Here is a 14,701-nt window from a genome sequence, read left to right as displayed (position 1 = left end):
GTACACTCGGCGGCAAGCGCGTCATCGGCGCGCCCGGCTGCGCCCGCAGTCCCAAGGAAAACGGCTTCGACTGGGTGCTCGACCGTCTGGTTGCCGGCCTTGACGTCACCGCGAAGGATATCGCCGGCATGGGGGTCGGCGGGCTGCTGATGGAAATCCCGACGCGGCCGCAGCCGCGCGAACCGCTGCCGGCCAAGAGCCGGCTCAAGGTCGCCGTAGTGCTTCTGGCGGCTGGCCGTTCAAGCCGCATGGGGGGGCCGAACAAGCTCATGGCGCTCTTCGACGGCAAGCCGCTGGTGCGCCGCACCGCCGAGCGCGCGCTCGCATCGAAGGCATCGGGCACGATCGTCGTCACCGGCCATCAGCGCGAGCGCGTGCGTGCGGCGCTGGCGGGGCTGGATTTGACCTTTGCCGACAATCCCGATTTCGCCGATGGCCTGTCGACCTCATTGAAAGCCGGCATTGCCTATCTGCCCGAAGACACCACCGGCGCGATGATCGTTCTGGGAGATATGCCTGGCGTTGTGTCAGGCGATCTCGACCGGCTGATCGATGCCTTCCGCAAGGCAGGAGGCAATTCGGTGGTCCGCGCCTCGCATCTGGGCAAGCGCGGCAACCCGGTGCTCCTGCCGCGCGCGCTGTTCCCGGCCATCGCCCATCTCGAAGGCGATACCGGCGCGCGCCATCTGGTCGAGACCGGGGGGCTCGATGTCATCGATGTCGAGGTCGGCAAGGGGGCGTCTGTCGATGTCGACACCCGCGAGGCGCTCGAAAGCGCCGGCGGCGTGCTGCAGGATTGACAAACCCGGGCCGAATTAGCCAAGCCTGCGGTATGGCTTTTCGTTTTCTTTCTCCACTTCACGCCTTTCTGGCTGCTTCATTTGTTCTTTGCCTTGCCGGCCAAGCCGATGCGCTCGAACTAAAATCCTTCAAGGACGATCTCTTCGCCTATCCGGCGACATTGTCGACCGGTGACGGCGGCGCGTACACCGTCATCGACTACCGCGAGATGCGCGATATCAACCAGCGTGACGAAGTGCCGGAAAAGCGCGTGCATCCGCAATATACCGACACCGGCGTGCGCCAGGTGCAGCAGGATCTGATGCTGAAGACGGACGCCGGCGATGTAAGGCACGTCGCCGTCGGCAAGACGCAAGGCGCCGCCATCATTGTGCTCTACCTGCACGGGCAGGGCGGCAGCCGCAAGCAGGGCGTCGACGACTTCACTTTCGGCGGCAATTTCAACCGGCTCAAGAACCTGATGGCCGGCAATGGCGGGCTTTATCTCACGCCGGATTTCCCCGATTTCGGTGACAAGGGGGCCGCACAGGTCGCCGCATTGATCGATCATTATGCCGAACAGTCCCCAGGCGCGAAAATCTTCGTCGCCTGCGGCTCGATGGGCGGCGCGTTGTGCTGGAAGCTTGCTGCGCGCAACGATACCGGCCGGCGCATCGACGGGCTACTGCTGCTCGGATCGCTGTGGGACGAGAGTTTCCTCGCAAGTCCCGCCTTCAGGCGCCGTGTCCCGGTCTTCTTCGGCCAGGGCAGCCATGACGTGGTGTTTCCGGTGGCGAACCAGGAAGCGTTCTTCCGGTCCATCATCGCCAGATCGAAGGCCTATCCGACCCGCTTCGTCCGCTTCGAGACCGGCACGCACGGCACGCCGATCCGCATGGTCGACTGGCGCGGCACGCTGAACTGGATGCTGGCCAAGGCGCCTTGACCGGCGCTGCCTGGCAGCCCCGGCGCTCAGGGCGCGGTGTTGTAGTCGACGACCGTCTGTGGGTTCTGCTCACCGTCATAGGAAGCATCGACGTCATACTGGACCAGCGAGAAATCGCCGTTGCGGAACAGATAGGTTCCCGAATCGGAGGCATCGCCGACGCCTCGCCACTTGTTGAAGGTGGTGATCGTATGGGTGTCCGCGTCATAGTCGGAATTGACCGCCCAACCGGTCGTCTCAAAACCGACGATGCTCATGCCCAGCACTTTGCCGTCGCTGTTGTTGTTCTCATAGCGGATGTCCATCTTGGGTTCGGCGAACTGCAATTGCTTCACGGCCGACAATTCGTCGGTCATGTAGTAGACCGAACTTTCATTGTAGGCCGCGGCCGCACAGGAGAAATGGAACAGCCGCGTTTCCTTGTCGGGATCGCCGGGCTGCGCATCCTTGTCCTTGTACTTGATCGAAAACACCTCCGGCTCATTACCCAGGAACTGCTTGTCGCACTGGTCGCCATAGGCCGCCAGGAAGGCTTTCTTGGCCTGCTCGAGTGCCGTATCCTTCTTCGGCGGCGGCGGGCCGTCGCCGCAACCGGGCGGCAGCGCCTCCCCGAAGTCCGCCGTCGAGGGTTTCAACGCGCCTTTTTCGATGTGGATCGGATCGAAGGGCGGCGCGGCCTGGGCCTGTGCATTGACCTGTCGCAGCGTGTAGCAGCCGGCAAAGACCTTTTCGCCGCCGCTCTTGTCGGTGGCACGGATGGCGACCGGGACATTGTAGAAGATGCTGCCGGCGGCACCGTCGTCCGAAATGGCACCGGTCGTGACCTCGACCTTGTCGGTGCCGTCATAACCCTTCACGAAGCTGTCGAAATCCTTGGCCGGCTTTGCGTCGCCGTAGTAACCCCAGGCTCGGGCGAATTCGTGCCGGTTGATGGCGCTGTAGAGCGAGCGAATGACCGCCTCCGCGCTCGAGCGGTCGTCGACATAAGGTGCTTCGGGCGCGTCGTCGGCGGCCAGCGACGCCGGGCCGGATGCCGCAAGGGAGAGAAGGGCAGTCGCAGCGAGAAGGGCGCGTCTCATCGGGAATCTCCGCTCGATAACGGAAATTCTACCACGGCGATTGCGGCGGCGTGGTGACGCGGAGCTCACGGCGCTTGAAGAATCGTCTGCGCAGGCGCTAGCTCGCTGCGCCGGCGCTCCGACCGGACAGGAGATCTGACGTGAAGATAACGATGTATGAGGCATCCGTGCCGGTGTTTTCAACCAGGCTGAAAGCCCTTTCCAACGTGCTGGCGGCTGCAGAACAAAATGCCCTTGAGCGCAAGATCGACCCGCAGGTGTTTTTGACGGCGCGGCTTGCGCCCGACATGTTCGCTTTGACCCGGCAGGTGCAGATCGCCACCGACCATGCGAAGGGGGCGCCGTCGCGGCTGGCCGGGCGGGAGGTACCGAAATACGAGGACAATGAAGCAAGCTTTGCCGATCTCGAGGCGCGGATAGCCAAGACGCTTGCGCTGCTGGCGACGTTCTCCGCAGCCGATATCGACGGTTCCGACGACAAGGTGATTGAGCTGAAGCTCGGCGGACGCGAAACAACGTTGGCTGGCATGCAGTATCTGCTGCATGTGGCCATGCCCAATTTCTACTTCCACCTCACCACCGCTTACGACATTCTTCGCCACAATGGCGTGCCGCTCGGCAAGGCGACATTCCTGGGATCGCGTTAAGGGGCCGGCATTCCGAGATGTCCCGCATCCGTCCGGGACATCTCGCGAGGCACCTCTAGCGAATGGACATTTCGCGGGCGACGCGGGGAAAATCGGCGGGCTTGATACCGATATCGGCGCGGTCGGCATTGCTCATCGAATGAAGCAGCGCGAGCGCCGCGCGGTATCGCAGATGTTCCTGCGGGCGCGGCCGGGCAAACATTTCCGTGAAGAAACCCATGAATCAGGCCCCTGGTTAGTCCTCCACACCAGCCAGTATAGGCGAATCGTAACAATTGTGCAGTGCAGCATTTGCATGCCTGCCATGTCCGGATAGATTTCCTAGATTTTTTGAGGCCCGCTGAAACTTCCGCGCCGCACGAAGCGTAGGCTTCGACGCTGGTACGTGGCCAGTTTTTCCTCGCCCCTCCTGGCGAATTTTCCGGGCTGCATGAAAGTGCAGTCCGGCTTTTTGTTTTGAGGGAACGGTCGCGATCCTTGAATGGCTAAACTCATTAAGATCGGTGGTATGTATTTTTAACGAGCGGGCTCTATGGTCCGGAACCTGACAGTCAGGCAAGTGGAGGCTGACATCGCTACCAGCGCCAAGCGTGATTTCGCTTCGCTGCTCGACGACCTCTTCGTCGCCTCCGACAAGGGAGACGGGATCGAGGGCGACGAGGAAGGCGCGCGTCCGTCGATTCCGTTCGATTATCTCTCGGTCGCCGATGAACTCCATTCCGGCCGCATCAAGGTATCCGCCGCCGAATACCGCGAGGCCGGTGCCGACCTGGCGAGCGAATTTGCCGCCTTGCTGGAACATGCCAAGCTGGCGCTGGCTGCCGAGGGCGCGCAGCCCGAGGAAAAACTCCCGCCGATCGATCCGGAATCGATCGCGGCCGAACTGGGGCTGAACGAGCCCAAGAGCGCCGCCGATTTCGGCCGCATGCGCCGCAACTTTGCTTTCACCAACCATCCTGATCGTGTTGCCCCGCATCTGCGCCAGCGCGCCATGATCCGCATGCAGGTGGCCAACATGCTGATCGACGAGGCCAAGCGCCGCGCCGTTGCTGGGGCCTGCCGCTAGCCAATCGCTGGTTCACGCAAAAGTCGGCTTGGTGAGGCTTGGAGAGCGGCATGGCTTTCCCTATACATGCAGCCTCCTTCCCGCCTCGCCCTTCCCTCCGGAGCAGAATTCCATGCACAAACGCCGTCTCGGTCGGACCGATCTTCTTGTTACCCAGATCTGCCTTGGTTCGATGACCTGGGGCCAGCAGAACACCGAGGCCGAAGGCCACGCGCAGATGGATCTGGCTTTTTCGCGCGGCGTCAATTTCATCGACACCGCCGAGCTCTATCCGATCCCGCCCAAGGCGGAGACGCAGGGGCGGACGGAAAAGATCATCGGCAGCTGGATGAAGGCCAAGGGGAACCGCGACAAGGTGATCCTTGCCTCCAAGGTCGTCGGCCGCACCGCCAACATCTGGTTTCGCGGCGACAGGCCATCGCAATTGGTGCGCGCCGATATTTTTGACGCCATCGACAAATCCCTGGCCAAGCTCGGCACGGACTATCTCGACCTCTACCAGATCCACTGGCCGGAACGGGATATCCCTTGGGGTGCCAACCCGACGCGCATCGGCGCCGTGGCGCGGCGGGCCGATGCCGACGGCGCGCCGGTCGACGAAACGCCGATCGCCGAGACGCTCGGTGTCTTCGATGAGTTGGTGAAGGCGGGAAAGATCCGCCATTTCGGCCTGTCGAACGAAAGCTCCTGGGGCGTCATGCGGTTTCTTGCCGAGTCCGACAAAGGCGTTGGCCCGCGCGTGGCCTCGATCCAGAACGCCTACAATCTCGTGAACCGCACCTTCGAGGTGAACCTTGCCGAGGTCTGCGAGCGCGAACAGGTGTCGTTGCTACCCTATTCGCCGCTGGCGCAGGGCTACTTGACCGGCAAATACGACCATGGCGCCCGGCCGCAGGGTTCGCGCTCGCAATTGTTCAATCGCGGCCAGCGGTACGAGACGCCGAATGCAGCGGACGCGCTGCTCGAATACAATGAACTGGCGCGCTCCTTCGGCATGGAGCCGGCGCTGTTTGCCAATGCCTATGTGTCGAGCCGGCCCTTCGTCACCTCCAACATCATCGGCGCGACGACCATTCCGCAGCTCGAAATGGCATTGTCTTCGGTGGATGTCGTCTGGACCGAAGAGATGCAGAAGGCAGTGGACGCGATCCATCAGCGGGTTGGCAATCCCTGTCCCTGATCGGTGGGGATCGAATTATCTCGGAATAACAAAGGGGTGGAGAAAGTGGTGGATTTTTCGATCGAGGCCGTGCGGGGAAAATTTCCGGCGCTTTCCCTGACCGACAAGGGCCGCCGTCGCATCTATCTCGACAATCCCGCCGGCACCCAGGTGCCGCAGGCCGTCGCCGATGCGGTGTCGCGCTGCCTGCTCACGACCAACGCCAATCTCGGCGGCTATTTCGAAACGACGATCGCGGCTCAATCCGTCGTCGACGAGGCGCATCAGGCGATGGCCGATTTCCTTGGTGCGACGAGCCCCGAGGAAATCATCATCGGCGCCAATATGACGACGCTGACCTATCACATGTCACGCACGCTCGGCCGCACGCTGAAGCCGGGCGACGAGATGATCCTCACCCGCATGGACCATGAGGGCAATGTGTCGCCCTGGCTGCAACTGGCCGAGGATCTTGGTCTCGTGGTGCGCTGGCTGCCATTCGATGAAAAGAGCTGGCAGGTCGAAGAGGAGGCGCTGGCAGGGCTGCTGTCCAGCAAGACACGGCTGGTGGCGTTGAATTATGCCTCGAATCTGACGGGTTCGATCAACCGGGTCAGATCCCTGACTGCCATCGCAAAACGGGCCGGCGCCCTAGTCTATGTCGACGCCGTCCAGTTCGCACCGCATGGCTTGATCGACGTGCAAGAGCTCGGTTGCGATTTCCTGATCTGCTCTGCGTACAAGTTCTTCGGTCCGCATATTGGCGTTTTGTGGGGGCGGCGCGAAATCATCGACGGCCTGAAACCCTACAAATGCCGCTGTTCGTCCAATGGCCTGCCGGAGCGGTTCGAGCTCGGTACGCCGCAGATCGAGCTGATGGCCGGCCTCACGGCGGCGGTCGACTACTTTGCCGAGCTGGGTGCGGCAGCAGGCGAGAGTGGTTCGCGCAGGCAGAAGATCGCCAGGGCATTCGGGGTCTCGATCGCCTATGAAAACCCGCTGGCGCTAAGGCTGATCGACGGCCTGTTCGACATTCCGGGCCTGACAATCCATGGCATCACCGATCCGAAACGGCTCGCCGATCGCGTGCCGACGGTCTCCTTTACCGTCGAGGGCATCGTCCCGGAGACGATCGTGAGGCAGATGAACGCCGAAAACATCTTCCTGTGGTCCGGCCATAACTACGCCTGGGAGATCGTCCACCAGCTCGGCATTCCGGCCGAGCAGGGCGTCGTGCGCATCGGCATCGCCCACTACAACACGGCGGCGGAAATCAACGAGACGCTGGAGAGCGTGCACCGGGTCATCGCCATGCTCAGGCAGCAGCGCTCCTGAGGCAAGGAGAAACCATCACCGCATCCTGCCGCCGAAGCCGGTGAGGAAGGCGGCGAGATTGTCGCCGAGTTCGTCGCAGAGATAGCCGCCTTCCTGGACGATGACGCTCGGCAGGCCGAGCCCGGCGATTGCCTCGCCAATGCGGGAGAAGCCGGGCGTCGTCACCGAAAGCCCGCCGAACGGATCGCCTTCGAAGGCGTCGAGGCCGAGCGCGACCACCAGCGCGTCCGGCGAAAAGGCGCGAATGCGCTGGAACGCAACGCCAAGCGCCTCAAGAAATGCCGTGTCGGCGGATTTGCGTGGCAGCGGCAGGTTGAAATTATAGCCAAGGCCCGGCCCTTCGCCACGCTCGTCGGCATGTCCCCAGAAGAACGGGTAGAAGCGCACCGGGTCGGCATGCAGCGAAACGGTAAGCACGTCGGGCCGGGCATAGAAGATGCCTTGCGTGCCGTTGCCGTGGTGCAGGTCGACGTCGAGAACGGCCACGCGCGCCGCTTGCTTGCGCAGCACCTGCGCAGCGACCGCCGAATTGTTGATGAAGCAGAAGCCGCCGGCGACATCGGCAAATGCATGGTGGCCGGGTGGACGGCACAGCGCATAGGCTGCCGGCGCGCCCGCCATCACCGCTTCCGCCGCCTCGACCGCACTCCATGCGCTCCACAGCGCGCTTTGCCAGGTCTCGCCCGAGATCGGGCAAGCGGTGTCGGCCATATGATAGCCGGCCTGGCCAACCGCCGAAGCAGGGTAGGAACCATTGCGCGCGATCGGATGGATGTTAGGAATCACTTCCGCCGAGGCGCCCTCGATGCGCCGCCAGCGCTCGAAAATATGTTCGAGGAAGTCGAGATATTCGGGTGTATGCACCGCCGAGACCGGGCCGAGCCCGTGATTGCGTGGCCGCTCGATCGCGCAACCGGCAGATTTTGCGCCGGCTAACAATCTTTCGACGCGCTCGGGCTTTTCCGGATTGGGCTGCGCGGCACCGCTGGAAAGAAAGGCCTTCGGGTCGTGGCGCTTCTGCTCTTCGGCGTAAAAGGCCTTCATTCCTGCTCCCCATTGACCGGCGCGTCGGCAAAGGCAAAAAAGGCTTCGCCGATGATTTTCTGCGTCTGTTCGTAACTCGACCAGGCGATGCCCAGCCTTTCATAGAAGGCCTTGGCGCCTTCATTGTCGTTATCGACCGACAGCCTGAGATAGACGCCGCCGTCCTTCCGGCATTCCGCGGCCACGCGCCGCAACAGCCGCTCACCGATCTTGCGGCCACGGAACCGGTCCTCGACATAGAGGTCCTGTACATAGACGCCGGGCCGCCCCATCCAGGTCGAAAAGATCGGAAAATGCAGGCAAAGCCCAGCGAACTCGCCGCCGACCTCGGCGATCAGGGTTGAAAAGGTGGGCTTTTCGCCAAAACCGTAGCGGCGCAGATCATCTGGTGTGGAGGTGATCTCCTGATGTGCGCCGATATGGGTGCCAAGCTTGAGAAGCGCGGCGTGCATCGTTTCGGCGTCATCAATGCGACCGGGGCGGATCACGACGTCACTGGGTTTGGTCACGATCTTGCCTCAAAACGCCACCCGGTCGCCACCTTTCAGCGCCAGCATCTCGCGTGCCTCGGCCGGCGTGGCAACCTCCAGCGACAGGCCGTCGAGAATGCCCCGGATGCGGCGCACCTGGTCGGCGTTGGATTTCGCCAACTGGCGGCCATCGTAGAGACTGTCCTCCAAGCCGACACGGACATTGCCGCCCATCGCCGCGGCGATCGAGATCAGCGGCATCTGCTGGCGGCCGGCAGCCAGCACCGAGAACTGGTAGCTGTCGCCGAACAATTTGTCGGCGATGCGCTTCATGTGGATAAGATTGTCCGGATCTGCGCCGATGCCGCCCAGAATGCCCAGCACGAACTGGATGAACAGCGGCCCCGACACCAGGCCGCGATCCCGGAAATGCGCCAGCGAATAGAGGTGGCCGACATCGTAGCATTCGAATTCAAATCGCGTGCCGCAGCCCTTGCCCAGCCTCTCAAGCACGCCTTCCATGTCGGCGAAGGTGTTCTTGAAGATGGTGTCGCGCGTGGCTTCGAGCAGTTTAGGCTCCCATTCGTGCTGCCATTCTCGTGGCTTGTCGAGCATCGGGAACAGCGCGAAATTCATCGAGCCCATGTTGAGCGAGCACATTTCGGGCTCGGCGCGCAGCGGCGCTGCCAATCGCTGGTCCAGCGTCATCAGCGAAGAACCGCCGGTAGTGATGTTGATCACCGCATCGGTTGCCTGCTTGATGCGCGGCAGGAACTGCATGAACACCTCCGGATCAGCCGTCGGCCGGCCGTCTTTGGGGTCGCGGGCATGCAGATGCAGGATCGACGCGCCGGCCTCAGCGGCTGCAATGGCATCGGTCGCGATCTGGTCCGGCGTCATCGGCAGGTGGGGCGACATGGACGGCGTATGCACCGAGCCGGTGACGGCGCAGGTGATGATGACTTTTCGCGGCGCCATTCCTTTACCCCCGGCCTTCGACCGGCAGGTCGAGCTCTGATGCCAGAACCTCCAGCGAGTCGCCGATGATGGAAATGATCTCGCCGACCTGCTCGCTGGTGACGATCATCGGCGGCGCGACCATGAAATTATCGCCGTCGACGCCGCCCTTGACCCGGCGGCCATAGATGATGAGCCCGCGTTCATAGGCCAGATCGAGCAGGCGCTGCGTGGCCTTCTTGCTCTGGTCGATCGGCCGCAGTGTCTCCGGATCGGCGACCATTTCGGCGCCGGTCAGCAGCCCTTTGCCGCGCACGTCGGCGATGAAGGGAAAGCGCTTTGCCAGCTCCTTCAGCCCGCCCATCAGCACGTCGCCCATGGCGGCGGCATTGGCGATCAGGTCGAGACGGTCCATTTCGCCGAGCACGGCAAGGCCGGCGGCGCAGGCGAGCGGATTGCCGGCATAGGTATGGCCATGCTGGAAGCCCCCGGATGCCAGCAGCGGCTGCACCAGCCGCATCGGTGCCGCCAGTGCACCGAGCGGCGCATAGCCCGAGCCCAGCCCCTTCGACAGCGCGACGATGTCTGGCTTGCAGTTCCAGTGATCGCCGCCGAGGAATTTGCCGGTGCGGCCGGCACCGCTCATCACTTCGTCATGGATCAGCAGGATGCCGTAGCGGTCGCAGATTTCGCGGATACGCGCATAGTAGCTGTCCGGGGCAACAAGCGCGGCGGTCGCTGCGCCGCCGATCGGCTCCATGATGAAGGCGACGACATTCTCCGGCCCCTCGGCCAGGATCTTCTCTTCCAGCATGTCCGCATAACGGATGCCGCGCTGCTCCATCGAAAGGTTGTCGCGGTCGCGCCAGGCGGTGGGCGCTGGCACGGTGGGCATCACCCGCATCATCGGCTCAAAGGTCTCGGCCAAAGCGTCGTCGCCGGTGACGGAGAGCGAACCCAGCGTGCCGCCATGATAGGAAGGAAATCGCGCAATCACCTTCCAGCGGCTGGCCTGGCCGGTGGCAACGGCCCATTGCCGCGCCAATTTGATGCAGGATTCCGTCGCCTCCGAGCCGCCCGAGACGAAGAAGATACGGTCCATGCCTTCCGGCAGCTTGGCCGCAAGCTCACGCGCCAGTTCCTCCGCCGGCTCGTTTTCGAAGTGCAGCCGATACGCAAAGGTGGCGCGGTCCATCTGCCGCTTCATGGCTTCCAGCACATTGCGGTTGGAATGGCCGATATTGGCGACCATAGGTCCGCTCGAGCCGTCGATGAAGCGGCGGCCGTCCTGTGTCCACATATAGATGCCCTCGGCGCGGTCGATCAGCGGCCGACGTAGGCTGGAGAGATAGAACAGGTGCGACTGGCGCCGGGCTTCTGCTTCTGGAGCGGCAGGCTGGACTTTCGACATGTCAGGACTTTCCGAGATAGCGATCGAGGACATTGCGGGTGACGCGTTCGACCATCGGATCCTGCCTTAGCAGGCCGGCCACCCATTCGCAGCTTCCGGCATGAAAGACCTCGCCCTTGCCGCGCGGGAAATTGACGATCATGCCATTGCCGCGTTTGACTTTTTCCAGATTGGCGTCGCTCGCCTCGCCGAACAGAGTCTCGGCGGTGAAGCGGCCATCCTCGTCGGTGAGGAACTGGTCCTCGATCGGGATATCGGCGCTTTCCTCGACCTGGGATGCCATGCCGACGGCGAGGACCTGCAGCCCTTCCGGTGCGCCGCTGGTCGCTGTTGGGTAGGGCAGGCCGCCGCGGATCTCGAAGTCGAGCCCGTCGACCTCGTAGCCATAGACATGGCTGTCGGCGCCGAGCAGGTCGCCGTAATAGATGCCGGTGCCGGCGAAAGCCCAGTGTTCCGGCCGGTAGACCGGAAAGCCGCGTACACCGCGCGGCGCACAGCCGCCCCAGCCGGCATAGACGCCGCGCGTCGCGTTAAGCCCGAAGGTTGCTGAACCAGGACGTCCGATCTCCGGCGCCTCCCAGGAATTGGTGGCGCGGGTGACGTCGCCGCCGCGATAGGCCGGGTCTTCGGCGCGAGCGCGGTATTTGTAGCAGACCTGCCGGCGGCCTTCGTCCTCCAGCCGCGTCTGCCACATGAAATTGCCGGCGAAACGCGCCGCATGCCCGCCGCGCTCGACATAGTTGTCGACCGCATCGCGCATTTCCCATGTCCAGTACTCGTCGTGGCCGACGAAAACGGCGCAGTCGTAGCCGTCGAGAATGCCGGGCGAGACATGCAGATCGTGCTGGCTGGCCAGATCGACGGCATAGCCGGCCCGCTCGGCGAAGCGGAGGAAGTGGCTGTCATAGCTCGCCCAGCCGGACGAGGCGTATTTCTTCGAATGGCCGGTGGCCAGCGCCCATTCCATATGGGGATACCGCGGCACGGTCTTGGGCGGCACGGCGACCTCCAGCGGCACGCGCGGCGCATCTTTTGGCAGCACGACGAAGCCGCGGCACCAGGGGCGTTGCGTCGATACAACGGGCGAATACTGGTTGCGGTCCGGTCCGGTGATGCCCTGATAATGGTTGGAGCCGCCCCAGGTGTTGTAGGCAAGCCAGGTGCCCGTCGCCGCCACCTGCAGCACACGGCCCGGCTTCTTGCCGGGTTGGGGAGAGATGATGAAGAGGTGGTAGCCATGGATCGGCCTGTCGTCATGACCGACGCAAGTCAGCGTTACCCGATAGGCACCGGACGGCCAGTCGCTCCCGACACGGAATTCAAAGGACGCTTCCCAGCCACAACCCTCGGCGGAACATTGGTCGGGCGTGTCTTGCCAGCACGCCGCCATGCCCGATTTCTCGAACACTTTCGTCTCGGTTGCACCGTCGCGGATGATTGTCATGCTGAAGGACGGCGCCGTCGAACTGACATGTAGGCTCACCATCTCGCCGGGGCGATAGGAAAAGCGATCCGAGTAGCACCAGATTTCACCGCGCTCGCCATCCATGCCTGGCCATTCATAGTAATGGCCGCGCACCGCGTGGCGGCGTTGCTCGGGCGTCAGCCCGAAATCGGGGAACTCGGTCGGCAGATGGGTCATGAGCACCGGAAAGGATCGAAGGCCGCCATTTCGGCCATCTGCCGGCCAAGCGTCAAATGGAAACGATCGGGCCAGCAATTGTTTAGCCGCCCTTGGCCGCACCCGGCAAAGCGACTATTTCAGGCGAGGCGGCATGTTCCGCCTGGGGAGCTATCATGCTGAGAGTGCAAAAGGTCAAGGTCGACGAGATCTACGTGCCGACGGCGCGCAAGAAGACGCTGCATCCCGAGACCGTCCGGCACCTGGCCGAGGACATTCTGGAAAATGGCATGAAAATGCCGATCCAGGTCCGCCATGACGGCAAGCGCCATATCCTGGTCGAAGGCCTGCATCGGCTTGAAGCGGCCAAGTGGCTCGGCGAGACCGAGATCGACGCCTATCTGGTGCAAGCCAAGCGCCACTGACGGTTCCTCCGTACGTGATCTCTAATCAGCAAATTCTCCAGAATTCTTTGCTGGCGATGTCGGCTTGCGTTTAATCCGCTCGTCCTTGGGACGGAAGCCAGATCAAATCGCAAATGAGGACACCATGACCACCAAGCTCGACATCGCTCCCGCCAACGACCGTGAACTGGTTTTGGCCCGCATCATCGATGCGCCGCGCGAGAACGTCTACCGCTGCTGGACAGACCCGAAACTGGTGACGCGGTGGTTCTCGCCGAAGCCGTGGACGACGCCGCGCGCCGAGATGGATGTACGCACCGGCGGCTCGAGCCTTGTCGTGATGGCGGGCCCCGACGGCAATGAATTCCCCAACCCCGGCGTTTTCCTCGAAGTCGTTCCCGGCAAGAGGATCGTCCTTACCGACGCCTACACCCAGGCATGGGAGCCATCGGAAAAGCCGTTCATGACCGTCGTGCTGACCTTCGAGGACGAGGGCAATGGCAAGACCCGCTACATTGCACGGGTCAGGCACTGGAGTGTCGCCGACCGCGAGCAGCACGAAAAAATGGGCTTTCACGAAGGCTGGGGCCAGTGCACCGACCAACTCGAAGAACTCGCAAGGACCCTTTGATACCGCCGGGATGACGAGGAGACCGATATGTCCAAAACCCTGATTTTCACCATTCTTGCTTCGGCTGCGGCGCTGTTTGCTGCACCGGGCTTCACGATTGCAGAGGAGGCAAAACCTGCCATGACGACCGCGACGAACGCACTGCCGAAGCCGGAGAAATCCGGCCTGCTGCCGATCAACGGCCTGAACTACTATTATGCCATTTACGGCAAGGGTGAGCCGCTGCTTCTGCTGCATGGCGGTCTTGGCAGCACCGACATGTTCGCACCGATTCTACCGAAGCTTGCCGAGAACCGTACAGTCATCGGCGTCGACCTGCAGGGTCATGGCCGCACGGCACTCGGCGACCGGCCGTTCACCGTCGAGGCGATAGGCGACGACATGGCGACGATCGTCAAGGCGCTTGGCTACGACAAGGTTGATGTCATGGGCTATTCCCTGGGCGGCGGCGTTGCCTTCCGCATGGCGGTTCAGCATCCCGAAGCGGTGCGCCGGCTTGTGCTTGTGTCGACCGGTTATGCCACTGACGGCTTCTACGACGAGATGCGCCAGCAGCAGGCCCAGGTCAGCGCAGCCGCGGCCGCGTTCATGAAGGACACGCCGATGTACAAATCCTACGTCGCGGTGGCGCCGCATCCCGAGGAGTTCCCGAAGCTCCTGGACACGCTCGGCAACTTCATGCGCCAGGCCCGCGACTACTCTGCCGACGTCGCCAAGCTGAAGATGCCGGTCATGCTGGCCTATGGCGACAGCGATATGTACAAGCCCGAGCATGAGATCAAGTTCTACCAGATGCTCGGCGGTGGGCTGAAGGACGCGGGCTGGATGCGCGAGAACCTCTCGCAGAATCGTCTGGCCATCCTGCCTAACCGAACCCACTACGACGTCTTCTTCGCCCCGGAACTGACGGCCGCGGCGCTGCCGTTTCTCAACGGCGAGACCAAGGTGAAGACCTGGGACGAGGTCGTCAGCGAGACGGAATAACCCCCGGCCGTTCCCCACCGGCCGTGCCGATCGAGGCGGCCGGTGGTTCGTTCATGAGGCTTTGGCGCGGCGCGGCTGCCTGAGATGCTTGATGCCGCTCATCTCGACGAAATTCGTGGCAGCTTCCCAAAGGTAGTCGCCGTAGAGAAACGGCTCGAAGATTTCCG

16 protein-coding genes and 1 pseudogene are annotated in these 14,701 nt (G+C 62.9%); 9 read left to right on the top strand and 8 right to left on the bottom strand.

From position 1 onward, the window contains the following. Both C1D09_RS25015 and C1D09_RS25010 read left to right on the top strand, forming a co-directional pair. Positions 1-800: nucleotidyltransferase family protein (locus C1D09_RS25015; protein WP_167514742.1), on the top strand; the 800-nt coding region annotated here is incomplete at its 5' end. Positions 801-832: 32 nt separating this feature from the next. Next, positions 833-1,726: an alpha/beta hydrolase family protein gene (locus tag C1D09_RS25010; RefSeq protein ID WP_143976759.1), complete on the top strand. Its 894-nt coding sequence runs from the start codon at positions 833-835 to the stop codon at positions 1,724-1,726. Positions 1,727-1,752: 26 nt separating this feature from the next. Here C1D09_RS25010 and C1D09_RS25005 read toward each other — a convergent pair whose 3' ends face one another. Continuing rightward, complete coding sequence (locus tag C1D09_RS25005) at positions 1,753-2,805, bottom strand: DUF1176 domain-containing protein (RefSeq protein ID WP_143976758.1); 1,053 nt, start codon at positions 2,803-2,805, stop codon at positions 1,753-1,755. A 140-nt stretch (positions 2,806-2,945) separates the two neighbouring features. Here C1D09_RS25005 and C1D09_RS25000 point away from each other — a divergent pair, with 140 nt between their 5' ends. Continuing rightward, the gene (locus C1D09_RS25000) at positions 2,946-3,452 is read left to right on the top strand and encodes a DUF1993 domain-containing protein (protein WP_143976757.1); all 507 of its coding nucleotides are present in this window, start codon (positions 2,946-2,948) and stop codon (positions 3,450-3,452) included. Between the two features lie 55 nt (positions 3,453-3,507). Here C1D09_RS25000 and C1D09_RS24995 read toward each other — a convergent pair whose 3' ends face one another. Then, positions 3,508-3,672, bottom strand: a complete 165-nt coding sequence (locus C1D09_RS24995; RefSeq protein ID WP_080511763.1) for a hypothetical protein — start codon at positions 3,670-3,672, stop codon at positions 3,508-3,510. A gap of 312 nt (positions 3,673-3,984) precedes the next feature. Between C1D09_RS24995 and C1D09_RS24990 the strand changes: the two genes are divergently transcribed. The 3 genes from C1D09_RS24990 to C1D09_RS24980 all read left to right on the top strand — a co-directional run bounded on the left by C1D09_RS24990 (position 3,985) and on the right by C1D09_RS24980 (position 7,012). Beyond that, positions 3,985-4,518 carry a hypothetical protein gene (locus tag C1D09_RS24990; protein WP_246135867.1) on the top strand — a complete coding sequence of 178 codons (534 nt, stop codon included), beginning with the start codon at positions 3,985-3,987 and terminating at the stop codon, positions 4,516-4,518. A gap of 112 nt (positions 4,519-4,630) precedes the next feature. Next, the gene (locus C1D09_RS24985) at positions 4,631-5,698 is read left to right on the top strand and encodes an aldo/keto reductase (protein WP_143976756.1); all 1,068 of its coding nucleotides are present in this window, start codon (positions 4,631-4,633) and stop codon (positions 5,696-5,698) included. A gap of 45 nt (positions 5,699-5,743) precedes the next feature. Beyond that, positions 5,744-7,012 carry a cysteine desulfurase-like protein gene (locus C1D09_RS24980; RefSeq protein WP_167514741.1) on the top strand — a complete coding sequence of 423 codons (1,269 nt, stop codon included), beginning with the start codon at positions 5,744-5,746 and terminating at the stop codon, positions 7,010-7,012. A 15-nt stretch (positions 7,013-7,027) separates the two neighbouring features. Here the strand turns inward: C1D09_RS24980 and C1D09_RS24975 are convergent, their stop codons facing one another. From C1D09_RS24975 to C1D09_RS24955, 5 genes are all read right to left on the bottom strand, one after another. Beyond that, positions 7,028-8,056: a histone deacetylase family protein gene (locus C1D09_RS24975; protein ID WP_143976754.1), complete on the bottom strand. Its 1,029-nt coding sequence runs from the start codon at positions 8,054-8,056 to the stop codon at positions 7,028-7,030. After that, complete coding sequence (locus C1D09_RS24970; RefSeq protein ID WP_143976760.1) at positions 8,053-8,508, bottom strand: GNAT family N-acetyltransferase; 456 nt, start codon at positions 8,506-8,508, stop codon at positions 8,053-8,055. Before C1D09_RS24970 ends, C1D09_RS24975 begins: the two co-directional genes overlap by 4 nt. A gap of 66 nt (positions 8,509-8,574) precedes the next feature. Beyond that, positions 8,575-9,504 (bottom strand): 3,5-dioxohexanoate:acetyl-CoA acetone transferase, encoded by a 930-nt coding sequence (kce, locus tag C1D09_RS24965; RefSeq protein ID WP_143976753.1) that lies wholly within the window; start codon positions 9,502-9,504, stop codon positions 8,575-8,577. 4 nt (positions 9,505-9,508) lie between these two features. Beyond that, the gene (locus C1D09_RS24960) at positions 9,509-10,894 is read right to left on the bottom strand and encodes an aminotransferase family protein (protein ID WP_143976752.1); all 1,386 of its coding nucleotides are present in this window, start codon (positions 10,892-10,894) and stop codon (positions 9,509-9,511) included. 1 nt (position 10,895) lies between these two features. Further along, the gene (locus C1D09_RS24955; protein WP_143976751.1) at positions 10,896-12,536 is read right to left on the bottom strand and encodes a N,N-dimethylformamidase beta subunit family domain-containing protein; all 1,641 of its coding nucleotides are present in this window, start codon (positions 12,534-12,536) and stop codon (positions 10,896-10,898) included. A gap of 155 nt (positions 12,537-12,691) precedes the next feature. Between C1D09_RS24955 and C1D09_RS24950 the strand changes: the two genes are divergently transcribed. The 3 genes from C1D09_RS24950 to C1D09_RS24940 all read left to right on the top strand — a co-directional run bounded on the left by C1D09_RS24950 (position 12,692) and on the right by C1D09_RS24940 (position 14,534). Beyond that, positions 12,692-12,940, top strand: coding sequence for a ParB N-terminal domain-containing protein (locus C1D09_RS24950; RefSeq protein WP_095770329.1), 249 nt, complete (start codon positions 12,692-12,694; stop codon positions 12,938-12,940). 124 nt (positions 12,941-13,064) lie between these two features. Further along, positions 13,065-13,550: an SRPBCC family protein gene (locus tag C1D09_RS24945; RefSeq protein WP_143976750.1), complete on the top strand. Its 486-nt coding sequence runs from the start codon at positions 13,065-13,067 to the stop codon at positions 13,548-13,550. Positions 13,551-13,577: 27 nt separating this feature from the next. Continuing rightward, entirely contained in the window at positions 13,578-14,534 is a 957-nt protein-coding gene (locus C1D09_RS24940) for an alpha/beta fold hydrolase (protein WP_143976749.1), read from the top strand. 51 nt (positions 14,535-14,585) lie between these two features. Here the strand turns inward: C1D09_RS24940 and C1D09_RS34280 are convergent. After that, positions 14,586-14,701 (bottom strand): annotated as a pseudogene (locus C1D09_RS34280) (isopenicillin N synthase family dioxygenase); the annotation flags it as partial.

Source organism: Mesorhizobium intechi, from assembly GCF_002879535.1.
GTDB lineage: Bacteria > Pseudomonadota > Alphaproteobacteria > Rhizobiales > Rhizobiaceae > Mesorhizobium > Mesorhizobium intechi.
This window is presented reverse-complemented; position numbering and strand designations above follow the sequence as displayed.